The 13771-nt window shown below is 31.6% G+C and carries 13 protein-coding genes; 11 read left to right on the plus strand and 2 right to left on the minus strand.

Going from position 1 to position 13771, the window contains the following annotated elements; genetic code table 11:
• Positions 1–16: 16 nt before the first annotated feature.
• From J2W95_RS06250 to J2W95_RS06260, 3 genes are all read left to right on the plus strand, one after another.
• Complete coding sequence (locus J2W95_RS06250; protein ID WP_310005063.1) at positions 17–481, plus strand: Mpo1 family 2-hydroxy fatty acid dioxygenase; 465 nt, start codon at positions 17–19, stop codon at positions 479–481.
• A 205-nt stretch (positions 482–686) separates the two neighbouring features.
• Positions 687–1433 (plus strand): NmrA/HSCARG family protein, encoded by a 747-nt coding sequence (locus J2W95_RS06255; protein ID WP_310005065.1) that lies wholly within the window; start codon positions 687–689, stop codon positions 1431–1433.
• Entirely contained in the window at positions 1379–1624 is a 246-nt protein-coding gene (locus tag J2W95_RS06260) for a hypothetical protein (protein WP_310005067.1), read from the plus strand. The genes J2W95_RS06255 and J2W95_RS06260 overlap by 55 nt, the downstream gene beginning before the upstream one ends.
• 47 nt (positions 1625–1671) lie before the next feature.
• Here the strand turns inward: J2W95_RS06260 and J2W95_RS06265 are convergent, their stop codons facing one another.
• Complete coding sequence (locus tag J2W95_RS06265; RefSeq protein WP_310005069.1) at positions 1672–3519, minus strand: adenylate/guanylate cyclase domain-containing protein; 1848 nt, start codon at positions 3517–3519, stop codon at positions 1672–1674.
• The gene (locus tag J2W95_RS06270; protein ID WP_310005071.1) at positions 3516–3968 is read right to left on the minus strand and encodes a hypothetical protein; all 453 of its coding nucleotides are present in this window, start codon (positions 3966–3968) and stop codon (positions 3516–3518) included. The genes J2W95_RS06265 and J2W95_RS06270 overlap by 4 nt, the downstream gene beginning before the upstream one ends.
• Positions 3969–4281: 313 nt before the next feature.
• On the opposite strand from J2W95_RS06270, the gene J2W95_RS06275 reads away from it, so the two are divergent.
• The 8 genes from J2W95_RS06275 to J2W95_RS06310 all read left to right on the plus strand — a co-directional run bounded on the left by J2W95_RS06275 (position 4282) and on the right by J2W95_RS06310 (position 13512).
• On the plus strand, positions 4282–5169 hold the full coding sequence (locus J2W95_RS06275; RefSeq protein WP_310005073.1) for a YitT family protein: 888 nt from the start codon (positions 4282–4284) through the stop codon (positions 5167–5169).
• 3 nt (positions 5170–5172) lie between these two features.
• A complete protein-coding gene (locus tag J2W95_RS06280; protein WP_310005076.1) occupies positions 5173–5763 on the plus strand; it encodes an HD domain-containing protein in 591 nt (196 codons plus the stop codon).
• 149 nt (positions 5764–5912) lie between these two features.
• Positions 5913–6377, plus strand: coding sequence for a DUF1569 domain-containing protein (locus J2W95_RS06285; protein WP_310005078.1), 465 nt, complete (start codon positions 5913–5915; stop codon positions 6375–6377).
• Between the two features lie 522 nt (positions 6378–6899).
• Positions 6900–7955 (plus strand): hypothetical protein, encoded by a 1056-nt coding sequence (locus J2W95_RS06290; RefSeq protein ID WP_310005081.1) that lies wholly within the window; start codon positions 6900–6902, stop codon positions 7953–7955.
• A 12-nt stretch (positions 7956–7967) separates the two neighbouring features.
• Positions 7968–9407: an MBOAT family O-acyltransferase gene (locus J2W95_RS06295; protein ID WP_310005084.1), complete on the plus strand. Its 1440-nt coding sequence runs from the start codon at positions 7968–7970 to the stop codon at positions 9405–9407.
• 161 nt (positions 9408–9568) lie between these two features.
• A complete protein-coding gene (gene gcvT, locus J2W95_RS06300; RefSeq protein ID WP_310005085.1) occupies positions 9569–10651 on the plus strand; it encodes a glycine cleavage system aminomethyltransferase GcvT in 1083 nt (360 codons plus the stop codon).
• Positions 10652–10657: 6 nt separating this feature from the next.
• Entirely contained in the window at positions 10658–12703 is a 2046-nt protein-coding gene (locus J2W95_RS06305; protein ID WP_310005087.1) for a S41 family peptidase, read from the plus strand.
• 98 nt (positions 12704–12801) lie between these two features.
• Complete coding sequence (locus J2W95_RS06310) at positions 12802–13512, plus strand: YebC/PmpR family DNA-binding transcriptional regulator (RefSeq protein WP_310005089.1); 711 nt, start codon at positions 12802–12804, stop codon at positions 13510–13512.
• The last annotated feature ends 259 nt before the right edge of the window (positions 13513–13771 follow it).

Consider the following 13771-nt stretch of genomic DNA (forward strand, 5'->3'; position numbering starts at 1 on the left):
AAAAAAAATATAAAATATGAAAACATTAGATCAATGGTTTGAAGAATACGCAGTAAGTCATCAAAATCCAAAAAACAAGGCTATACATTACATTTGTGTTCCTGCAATATTTTTTTCAATTGTTGGTTTGCTAATGAGTATTCCAAGCGCTTTTTTGAATAATTTACTACACCTCAACCAACCAATAATAGAAAATTGGGCCGTGGTTGTTATATTATTTGTTTTACTATTTTACTTAAGATTATCTGTTGTAATGGCAATTAAAATAGCTATTTTTTCATTCCTCTGTTTGATTCTTAATTTTTACATTGGACAATTTGTTCCTCTTTGGGCTTTTTCAATTGGTGTTTTTGTGGTTGCTTGGATTGGACAGTTTTATGGTCATAACATTGAAGGTAAAAAACCATCATTCCTAAAAGATATTCAATTTTTAATGATTGGTCCTGCTTGGGTAGTTCAAAATTTATTTTCCAAAAAATAATACTTTTATAGTAGAATTTTTAATCAAACTTAGTTTCAAAATAGTCCCTCAGCGAACCAATGTTGAGGGACTATTTTTTTGTATTAAAAACTAGTGCTCAACAAAGCACAATTACTTAAAGATCAAGTAATTAATTAATTATTTTATTTATCTTTATATGTCATTTTAAACACAAAATAGTTTAAAAATTTAAGCAATAATAAAAATGGAAAATAAAAAGATAATAACCGTATTTGGTGCAACAGGCGGACTTGCCAGAGCTATTTTGGCAGATGCAACTAGTGAGTTTGCTGTAAGGGTAGTAAGCAGAGATGCCAATTCAGAAAAATCAAAAGCATTATCAAAATTAGGCGCCGAAGTCGTAGAAGCTGACATTGACAACATACAAAGCATCAAAAAAGCTATAGCAGGTGCTTATGGTGTTTATTTCGTTACTTTTTTCTGGGACCATTTCTCAGTTGAAAAAGAACAACAGGAAGTAAAAAACTTTATCGAAGCTGCGAGAGAATCTCATTTGCAACACACCATCTGGTCAACATTAGAAGATACCAGAAACTGGATGAGGCTAGATGATGATAGAATGCCAACGCTACACGGTAAATACAAAGTACCACACTTTGACGGAAAAGGAGAAGCTGATCACTTCTTTACCGAAGCTGGATTACCAACTACTTTCTTAAGAACTTCTTTTTATTGGGACAATTTAATTCATTTTGGTATGGGACCACAAAAAGGAGAAGACGGCAATTACTATATTGCATTCCCAATGGATGACAAAAAATTGCCAGCCATAGCAGCAGAAGATATTGGCAAATGTGCTTACGGAATTTTCAAAAAAGGAAAAGAATTGATTGGAAAAACGGTTGGTATTGCAGGAGAAAAGTTAAATGGAAAGAAATGGCAGAAAAACTATCAAAAGCATTGGACAAAAAAGTACTTTTTAATCCCGTAACCCCAGAAGCGTATCGTAATTTTGGATTTCCAGGTGCAGATGATTTGGGTAATATGTTTCAGTTCAAAAGAGATTTTAATGACGAATTCAATAACGCTAGAAATGAAACTTTTGCAAAGGAACTAAATCCTGAACTACAAAATTTTGACATGTGGCTTTCCACCAATGCTTCAAAAATACCAATAGAATAGATAGTAATGTATTTAGGGAGATAAAAAGTCTTTTTTTGTCTCCTTAATTAAAATTTTCCATTGATATGATTTGTGTTATTCACAAAATACATTTTCAGCATCCCCCTATTTTTGACCTCTATCTCTCCCCTATACTCACAATCGAAAGAGTCTTTAACAATGGCAAATGTATTTTCAGAAATATTAATTTTTCCTCGAGCTGAATTCGATTCCATTCTAGAAGCGATATTTACAGTATCGCCCCAAATGTCATAGGCAAATTTCTTGGTGCCTACTACGCCTGCAACTACAGGACCTGTATTAATTCCAATACGAATGTTAAAACGTGTATGATTCAGTGGGTTTTCCCTGTTCGAATGTTGAACAAATTCTAAAATTTCTTGAGCTACCAAAATCATTTTATGAGCATGATCTGCTGTAGGAAAAGGCAATCCACCTGCACACATATAGGAATCCCCCAATGTTTTTATTTTTTCTAAATCATACTTTTCAATAATTGCATCAAATTTTGAAAAATAATAATCGATACTTTCTACTAGTTTTTCCGGTGACAAATTTTCTGCATACTGCGTAAATCCTTCAAAATCGGTAAACAAAACGGTAACTGATTCAAATCTTTTGGCTACTACTTTCCCGCTTTCTTTTAACTCCAATGCTGTCTCTTCGGGAAGGATATTCAATAATAATGTATCTGATCTTTTTCTTTCAGCTTCAATGATACTATTCGTTTTTTTTATAAAACGATATCTTCTGAACAAGCCAACAGCCAGAAAGAAAACAAGAACAAATGAAACTATGGAAGAAATGGCTATTATTTTTTGGGTTCGTTTTTGTTGAGTCATCAAATCAACTTCTGCCTGCTTTTTTGAAACCTCAAACTTAGTTCTCAAATTTCCCATTTTCTCCACCTCTTCCAGGTTTTTGACACTGTCTCGATAGGTAATATATTTTTTATAATAGGTAAATGATTCCGGTATATTACCCGCTTGTTGATACAATTCAGAAAGCATTAAACTCGACTTTTGGACTTGATCTTTCAACCCCTTCTTTTGGGCAATGTCCAAACTTCTTCTTGCATAATCAAGAGCAGTTTTCCATTCTTTTCGCTTAAAATAAATATCGGACATATAGATGAGATAATCCGATATACCGTAATAATCTTCCTGTTTTTCTAAAATTGAAATGGCTTCACTTATATTTTTGATTGCCAATTCATCATTCCCTTGCTTAGCAAAAACCATTCCTTTATTTCCTAAAGTATAGGCAATACCTATGAGATAATTTTCCTTTTTGAATATAATCCCAGCCTCATCAAAATAATTTAAAGCCAAATTGAATTTTAAATTCTTAGAATATTCATCTCCTGCATTTAATAAAGCAGTTGCCAGCGAAAGTCGATTAGTTGTTTTTCTTAAAATTTGAATAGCCTTATCATAGTACAACTCTGCATTCCCAATGCTACCCATGTTGGAATACACATCGGCAATACTCATATAAGACAATCCTTCACCTACTATATAGTCTGCTTTTCCTGCTGCATCAATACTCTTGAAATAAGAGTCTAGTGCAATATTAAAATTCCCTACAATTCGATTTTTATTTCCTTTTTGACTATATCCCCTATACAAATACAAATAGTTCTTCTCAGCCTTTGATAAAGTAATGAGCTCCTCGGCATATTTTAATGATAATTCAAAGTTATCACTTTCATTAAATGACAAATTCCTCAACAATTCCATTTTTTCAGAATTATTAAGCTTCTTTGTTTTATAAATTTTCACAAGACTATCTGCTACTTTTTGATCTTGTGCAAAAACAACAATTTGCTGAAAAAACAATAGTCCTAAATAAATTGTGATGTTAATATAATGACTAAATAACTTTTTTAATATCATCCATTTGCTATTAGTTTAGGATCTATCAAATACGATTTAGCCCCATCGTTATAATGAATACTAAATTCTATTTTATAAATATTTTGCGTTTTGGCCATTTCAACTTGGTCTTTAATCGTAGCTACAACTTTGCTATTAGAACCTCCTGTTCCCATAATAGTAATATCATCTTCCAAAAAACACTTATCATTAGGATCATTCAAATCAAAATCATAAACGATTCGGTCTATTGCCACAGAATAACCATTGTCTGTGGTTGAGCCTATCCATTCTACGTTATGTCCAAGGTATACATTAGATGTAAAATCTTGAACTTTTCCATTTTCAGAAATTCCGTCATTATCATCCGATAAAGTAGTCACGGTATCAATTTCCTCTTGGGATGGATTCGACATTTGATAGAGACTATTGGCATCAACAGTCAAAACTATCTGAACATTTTTACTCATAAATTTTAGATTTAAAAGATTAATTAATTCCAATAAAATTTATAGGTTAAAAAGTCGATTTGAGGAAAGTAAAAATTAGATTTTTATTACATTTTTCAAAAGTATTAACCAAATTTAACGTTTTTAAATTTAAAAATTAACAAATAACAAGAAAATATGAAAACAAAAGGCCTAAAAACAGCTTTTTCAAAAAATAAATAAAAAATAAGAATTCAAAAGAAGTATTTTTCTTAAATTTACAATTATAACCAACTGTATTTAAACACAATACACGTATTTTTACACTAACTTCACTCTCAAAACCAAAGAAAATATGAAATTCAACCAAGAACCCATTGACTGGAAAGAAATATTCGAACTGAAAAATATCATTCTCAATTTGGTTGGAGTTGCATTTATCACCTTAGCATTAAAAGGTTTTATGATTCCTAATAAATTTTTGGACGGCGGAGTTATTGGGGCTTCAATACTCATTCATGAAATCACACACATTTCTTTTGGCATTTTAGTATTGGTTTTAAATATTCCTTTTTTATTTATTGGGAAGGCTATTCTAGGTAAAACTTTTGCCATACAAAGTTTAATCACCTTCATATTGATATCACTAAGTATGACATTTATTGACATTCAGCCCGTAACATCTGATCATTTGTTGATTGCTCTATTTGGAGGATGCTTAATCGGAATGGGGATGGGATTTGTCATTCGCAGTGGTGCAGCAGCAGATGGAATCGAAATACTTGCGTTATTGACTACACGAAAAATTGGTCTTAACGTATCAGAAGTTATTTTCGGAATAAACTCAACACTATTTCTATGCGCGGCATGGTCGTTTGGAATAAGTACCGCTTTGTACTCTATCGTTACTTATTTTTCGGCAATTAAATGTTTGGATTATGTTGCCCATGGAATAGAACAATACACTTCTTTGCATATTATTTCATCCCAAAGTGAGGCGATAAAATCATTAATTGTACAACAATTTGGCAAAGGAATTACAGTCGTTAAGGGAGAAAGAGGTTATTTACCGCATGCATTCCATGAAAAAACAGATTGTGACATTATAATAACAGTTGTTACCCGCTTAGAATTACTGAGAATAAAAGAAGAAGTTAGCCAATTGGATCCACATGCCTTTATGTATATTCAATACATCAAAGAAGCAAGAGGTGGTATATTAAGAAATAAAGCCAAGCATTAGTATATGAAAAATTGGGATTTATTGTGTCATACAGTTATTAATTCACTAAAAGAGAACTTAGCCCCTTTCTTAACCTATCATGATTGGAAACATACCGAACATGTTATAAGAATGGCTGAATATATTGCTAACAAAGAAAACACTCCTGAAGAAGATATTATATTAATAAAAACAGCAGCTCTATTTCATGATGCCGGATTTATCAATTCTGTTGCTGATGGACATGAAGAAGTCAGCATCAAACTTGCCCAACATAAGTTACCTCAATTCGGATATACAAAAAGCGAAATTGAAATCATTGCTGGAATGATTCAGGCTACCGCTATTCCTCAAGAGCCTAAAACCAAATTGGAATCTATACTGGCCGACGCCGACTTAGAATATCTTGGAACAGATAGTTTTGAGCGTATTGGAACCAATCTATATTATGAAATAAAACATACAAACCCAAATTTAAGCGTACCCGAATGGAACGAGATACAAATTAATTTCCTCCAAAATCATCAATACCATACTCCGTATTGTATTCAATACAGAACCCCCATCAAACAAAAAAACCTTGAATTGCTTGTTGAGCAAAGAAGCGAAAAATAGTACTCTTATCATTTATTTTACGTAACCAATGATTTTCTTGAAATCTGTGTTACATTTACTTTTCTGAAATCTAAATTCGTATCGAATTCACATTTTGGTATCATTTTCTAAAACTTACTAAAATTCAAAAAAACTGAACTAAAACTACTATGGAAGAACTAAATAAACTAATGATTGAGTTAGAAAGCAAAATTCCCAATCAAGAACTACTCAACCCAATAGTTTCAAAATCTTCTGTAGGCTGGCATATTGAGCATGTTTTACTAACGATGAACTTGGTTGTTGAATCCATTCATAAATCAAATCCGGACAATTACAAGAGAACTTTCAACTTTAATCGCTTTCTAGTATTTACACTCAATAAAATTCCAAGAGGAAAAGTCAAAGCACCAAGAATGGTTAGACCGCAAGAGGATTTCACTACCAATTCATTAATCAATCATCTTGAAAAAGGAAAAACTAACCTAGAAAAATTAAGCACTCTTTCAGCAAATAATTATTTTGAACATCCTTTCATGGGACAATTGAATCTGAAGCAAACAATTCGATTTATTAAAATACATACTAAACATCATTTCAATATTATAAAAGAGATTATTGAAAGTAAAAATTAAAGTATTAAAATCTAAAAAACATAGTATTCTTTTTCACAAAAGGATAATCATAAATTAATCCTATTATTTAAAGTATTAATTTAAAATAATAATTTTATTCTATTCTTTTTCAATTACATAAAACAAATAAAAATAATCCAAAACCTATAGCTATTTTAAGACTTATTTTTCCCCCAACTATTAAAATTGATGCGCATTTTGAATACTTCTATTACTGATACAAAAGCATTTTTTAGCATATGATTAAACTGTTAAAAAACAATTTCACAATCAATTAAAAATCAAATATTTACGATTTTATATAATTAATTTTCAGTATTTTTGTTAAAACATCTATTAAATACAAATAAACTATCTCTACCCCAAACGAGATGAATTTAATAGATTGATTTTTAAGGACTCCCCTTCCGTCATTACAATGTACCTATTGGTAATTCATAAAGACTTTTATCAATTTGCTCGATGATTATAAAAATCACAATTCACCATATAACCAAAAATAAATTTTAATTTAAATAATATATGGAAAACAAATCTCTTTTAAAATCAGCAGTTTTAATGGTAATCATAACAGTTTGTGTGGTACTATGCTGGGAAATGTATCTTCGAAATCTTGGCGTAAACAATTCTTATGATGACGGCCCTCCCTTATGGTCTTATACTAGAGAAAAAGTCTACCAATCGCCAAGTTCAACTGTAGTTTTTATTGGTTCCTCAAGAAACAAATATGATCTGGACATTACAACATGGAAAAATCAAACCGGTTTTGATGCGGTGCAATTAGCAATTGAAGGTACTTGTCCTAGACCGATACTAGAAGATTTAGCAAATGATCCCAATTTTAAAGGCAAACTTATCATAGATGTAACTGAAGGATTATTTTTTTCAAATGCTCCACCTAATATTGATGAACCAGTTAAAAACATTAAATACTACCATGACAGAACTCCAGCCCAACAAGCTAGTTTCGCATTAAACAAACCACTGGAGTCTATTTTTGTATTTCTCGACAAAGATTTTTTTTCCCTTAATGCAAAATTAAACGCAATGGAAATTCCAAGTCGACCTGGAGTATTCATGATGCCAATATTTCCTTGGAAATTTAGTCGAAATACTTTTGACAGGCAAACAGTAATGACAAAAGATTTTGCTAATGACCCTAAACTATGTAATCAAGTAAAAGGAGTTTGGTATTTTTTTAGTCAATTGAATAAGCATGCGCCTCCAATGCAGGAAAAAGAGTTAAACGCCATTTTCACATCCGTAAAAATAGCTATAGACAAAATAAAGTCTCGTGGCGGTGAAGTAATATTTGTCAGAACACCTTCAAGTGGGCCTTATTATGAAGGTGAAAATATGGCGTTCCCAAAAGAAAAATATTGGAGCAAATTACTACAAATAACCAATTGTCCCGGAATTCATTTTAAAGATTACCCAGCAATTGCAAACCTTAATTGTCCTGAATTTTCACATTTAAGTCCTACAGATGCTAAAATATTCACTCAACATTTCATTCAAATTCTCAATAATGAAAAAGGTTGGGAATTTCCAGTTTCTAAATATCAAAAATTAAATTAATACTCTACAATTATGATATTCAACTCCTATACATTTGTAGCTTTCTTTATAATTATACTTGCTTTACACCATCTTCCCATTTCATGGAAGTTCAAAAAATTTAATTTACTTATTGCTAGTTATATTTTTTATGCTGCATGGAATCCTCCATTTATATTGTTATTATGGCTTTCTACAGTGATTGATTTTTTTGTTGGTAAAGCACTTTTCACTCAAGTCAATCCACATAAGAAAAAATTCCTTTTTGTAATTAGTTTAATCGGCAACTTAGGAATGCTTTGCTTTTTTAAGTATGGTACATTCTTACTTGATAATTTTGTTACGTTTGTCAATCTTTTAGGCCTTGAATATCATCCAGCAACACCTAGCATAATACTTCCGGCAGGGATTTCATTCTATACCTTCACAACTTTATGCTACACTATCGATATGTATCATAAAAGAAGTGAACCCGTAAAATCAATGTTAGATTTTTCATTGTTTGTGACGTTCTTTCCACACTTAGTTGCAGGGCCCATTGTACGTCCTCCGCAACTGGTTCCCCAATTTGAAACCGAAAGAATTGCTTCAAAAAAGCAAATGTTTGATGGCTTATTATTACTCTCATTAGGTTTGTTTATGAAAGTAGTTTTAGCCGATGGAATGCTATCATCTACTTCCGATGCGGTATTTAATTCTAATGACGCTTTACCCGCACTAGATGCTTGGATAGGTGTTTTAGCTTTTTCTGGCCAAATATTCCTAGACTTTGCCGGATATTCTACCTGTGCCATTGGAGTAGCATTGTGTTTAGGTTTTGTATTGCCACAAAATTTTAATTACCCATATGCTGCAATTGGCTTTTCAGATTTTTGGAGACGCTGGCACATTACATTATCAAGTTGGCTTAAAGATTATTTGTATATTCCTCTTGGAGGAAATCGTCATGGTAAATTCCGAACATATTATGCGTTAATGCTCACTATGCTATTAGGAGGACTTTGGCATGGTGCAAACTGGACATTTGTTGCTTGGGGTGGTTTGCATGGACTTTATTTATGGATTGAAAAATATCTTAGTGATCGCAAAAAAGACAATAATACTGAATCAAATAATACAACAAAAGACAGTGGATGGGTTGGATTTTTTTACGCACTACTTACTTTCATATTAGTAAACATTACATGGGTATTTTTCCGTTCAGATACATTTTCTAAAGCATGGCAAATGTTAATTTCAATGTCTGGTACCGAAACTGATGGTAAAGCATTATTGACCACATTAGCGATTATTAAGGTTTCTATAATAGTTCCCGCGATAATAGTCACACATTGGTTTATGAGAAACACTAAAGTTCTCGATGTCGCACATCAACTGAGTTGGTGGAAACTTGGAATAGCATGGTCCTCAATAATGTTATTACTGATATGGTCTCAAGAAAGCGGAAGTTCATTTATTTATTTTCAATTTTAACCTCAAAACACCTATTTTTCATTCTGTCAAATAATTTTTTATTTGTAAATTATCTATTGTTAATAAAAGGTATTTATTTTAAAAGCATTTCAACATTTATAGGCTTTGCCAAGCAAAATAAAAACTATAAATTAGCACTTTAATAATTATATATAAAAACAATGAAAAATACTGCTTTAACGCACATACACGAGGGTTTGGGAGCGAAAATGCTACCGTTTGCTGGATACAATATGCCAATTCTTTATGAAGGGGTAAATGCAGAACACGAAACGGTTCGAAATGCAGTAGGTGTTTTTGATGTGTCGCACATGGGAGAGTTTATACTTTCTGGTCCAAATGCTTTGGCTTTGATCCAAAAAGTAACTTCAAATGACGCTGCGACTTTGACTATTGGAAGAGCCCAATATTCTTGTTTACCTAATAATGGCGGCGGAATTGTAGATGATTTAATTATCTACAAAATGAAAGAAGAAGAATATTTACTTGTTGTAAATGCTTCAAATATTGAAAAAGATTGGGATTGGATTTCGTCGCACAATGATTTGGGTGTTGAGATGAAAAATCTGTCTGATGAGTATTCTTTGCTTGCAATTCAAGGACCAAAAGCGGTTGAGGCTATGCAGTCATTATCGTCTATAGATTTATCAGCTATTACTTATTACCATTTTGAAGTAGCAGATTTTGCAGGCTTCCCTAATGTTATCATTTCTGCAACAGGTTATACAGGTTCGGGTGGATTTGAAATTTATTGCAAGAACGACCAAGTAGAAGCAATTTGGAACAAAGTTTTTGAGGCTGGAGCTGCTTATGATATCAAACCTATTGGTTTAGCCGCAAGAGACACTTTGCGATTGGAAATGGGCTTCTGTTTGTATGGTAACGATATTAACGATACAACGTCACCTCTTGAAGCTGGATTAGGATGGATTACCAAATTCAACAAAGAATTTACTAATTCTGATAATTTAAAAAAGCAAAAAGAAGAAGGTGTAACAAAAAAATTAGTAGCTTTCGAGATGCAAGAACGCGCAGTACCGAGACATGACTATGAAATAGTTGATGGTTCTGGAGCTGTAATTGGAATTGTAACATCTGGTACCATGTCTCCTTCTATGAACAAAGGAATTGGATTAGGTTATGTTACAACTTTAAATAGTGCAGTAGATAGTGATATTTATATCAGAATCAGAAAAAATGATGTTCCTGCCAAAGTGGTAAAACTCCCTTTTTATAAAAAATAATTATTTATGAAAAAAATCACATTTGTATTTCTCTTTTTCACATTCTCTCTATTTGCACAAAATAGTGATACAAGTTGTGACATTTTATTCAAAATAAATAAATTACTCCAACAAGAGCATTTTAGCCCAAAGCCGGTAAACGACAGTTTATCGGCTTATCTTTTTGATGAGTTATTTGATGAATTGGATCCCTCTAGGAACATTTTTTTAAAATCACAAGTTGACACATTATCCAAAAAATACCGACTCAACTTGGACAATCTCATCTTAAAGAAAGATTGTTTTTTTATTTCAGACATTAAAAACGAATATAAAAAATCATTACTAAGAAATAAATCAATTTTTGAAAAACTCAACCGTGAAACTATTGATTTCAACACAAAAGACACAATTCGATTCAAACAAAGGGATTCTAATTTCTATTTAAAAGAGAATGAAGTTGAGAAAGCATTAAACAAAAAAATCAGGTTTGAAGTATTCAATGATATCTCTGAAAAAAGCAAAAACTTAGATTCGTTGAAACTTAATTTTATCTCGATGAGTCATACATCCAAAAAGAGTATTCTTGAAAATGAACTTTGTAAAATCAATGTATTATTATCTGATAACAAAACATTCGAAGACAATTTTTTTAATATTTTTTGCAATTATTTTGACCCACACACCAATTATTTTAGCAACGATACCAAATCCAGCTTTGTATCAACTTTATCAAAAGAAAAGCTTTCATTAGGACTAGACGTCAGTCTAAATGACAAAAACGAAATTATTGTAGACGAAATCGACCCTAATGGACCAGCATTTAAAACTGGAAGAATCAAAAAAGGGGATCAAATTGTTGCAGTTTCTAATCAAAAAGAAACACTTGAAGTTTCCTGTGCCTCTTTAGAATCTATAGCGACTCTGATGTCCTCGGAGTTGAATACTAATATAACATTGACTATCAAAAGGAATTCAGGAAAAAGCTTCAAGGTTAATATTGAAAAACAAATTTTAAAAGATGAAGAAAACACGGTATATAGCTTTATAATTGATAAAGACATCAAAATAGGCTACATAAAAATACCAAGTTTCTATTCTAATTTTGAAGGAGGAAACAGTAAAGGTTGCGCTCAAGATGTTGCCAAAGAAACCATTAAATTAATGAAGGACAACATCAAGGGATTGGTTCTTGATTTAACAGACAATGGTGGTGGATCTATGGAAGAAGCGGTAAAATTAGCTGGTTTGTTTATTGACTACGGACCAATATCCATTGTAGTTGATAACAAAAAAGAATTATCTGTTATAAACGATCCATATAGAGGCGTGATTTACAAAGGGCCTATTGTTATTATAATCAATGGTAATTCAGCCTCAGCAAGCGAATTTTTCGCATCAATCATGCAAGATTACAACCGAGCACTTTTGATAGGAAGTACTTCTCTAGGAAAAGCTACCATGCAAACTATTGTTCCTTTAGAAAAAAATGACGACCAACATTTTGTAAAACTAACCATTAGTAAATTTTACAGAATTACAGGAAAAAGTCATCAGGCTGTTGGTGTTATACCAGATGTACAAATTCCAACTATTTATCAAGATGTTTTTCAAAAAGAAAGTGGATTCCCGACGGCTTTAAAAAATGAAAGTTTAAACACAAGAATTCGTTTTACACCCTATGTAAGCAATGAATTAATTGAATCTCTTGCAATAAAAAGTAGAAATAGAGTAGCTCAAGATTCTTATTTCAATTCCATTATTGATCTCAATTCAAAGATTGATGCTGTTATAAAGAAATCTAAGTTTGAAATCCCGATGACTTTGGAAGCAGTTTTTGAAAACCAAAATAATATTAATAATTTATCAGATGAAATAAGTAATTTCAAAACTGATGAATTGAATTTAAACGTATCCAATTCAGAATACAACAAATCATTGCTTGAAATTTACCCTTCACTTATCGAGTATAACAAAATGCAACTCGATAATTTAAAATCCAATCACTATCTTAATGAAGCAATAGCCATTATAGCTGATTACAAAACATTAAAACAAAATAAAACAAAATAAAACGAACTAATAACACACTATTTTGCAAAAGATTTTCAATAGGCTTTTGGAAAAATAAGGAATAGCTGTATTTTTGCGGTTCAAAATAACTATAAGAAATGGGAAGAGCATTTGAGTTCCGAAAAGGTAGAAAAATGAAACGTTGGTCAGCAATGGCCAAAGCCTTTACTAGAATTGGTAAAGATATCGTAATGGCAGTAAAAGAAGGTGGTCCAAATCCTGAAGCCAATTCAAGATTAAGAGCCGTTATTCAAAATGCAAAGGCAGCCAACATGCCTAAAGATAATGTCGAACGTGCTATCAAAAAAGCAACCGATAAAGACACTGCCAACTATAAAGAAGTATTATTTGAAGGTTACGCTCCTCACGGAATCGCACTTTTAATTGAAACCGCTACAGATAACAACAATAGAACTGTTGCAAACGTTAGAAGCTATTTTAACAAATGTAATGGAACTATGGGAACTCAAGGTTCTGTAGAATTTATGTTTGACCATACTTGTAATTTTAGAATCCCAAAAGACGGAATTGATCCAGAAGAATTAGAGTTAGAACTAATTGATTTTGGAGCTGAAGAAGTTTTCGAGGACGAAGACGGAATTTTAATTTATGCTCCTTTTGGAAGTTTTGGGACTATTCAAAAAGAATTAGAGAGTAGAAAATTAGAAATATTGTCTTCTGGTTTTGAAAGAATTCCACAAATAACTAAAAAATTAACCGAAGCCGAAATGGCCGATGTTGAAAAATTAATTGAAAAAATGGAAGAAGATGATGACGTGATGAACGTTTATCATACAATGGAAGAGTAATTCTTGCAACTATACAAAACAATTAAAACTCTAGAAATTCTAGAGTTTTTTTTTTTATAAAAAAAAGACTGAATATTTAAGTTCAGCCTTTGTAATTTACTAATAACAAAATATTTATTTAACCTTCAACTTTTGTGAATTTGAACTCTGATTTGAATTTACAGAATACTAAGAAGTAATATTTTTTTTCATTACCTATAAATGATGTACCTCATTTGTTAATTCCAAAACTATCACTTGATTATGTCTCTACCTAAAT

The organism is Flavobacterium granuli (genome assembly GCF_031456055.1).
GTDB lineage: Bacteria > Bacteroidota > Bacteroidia > Flavobacteriales > Flavobacteriaceae > Flavobacterium > Flavobacterium granuli_A.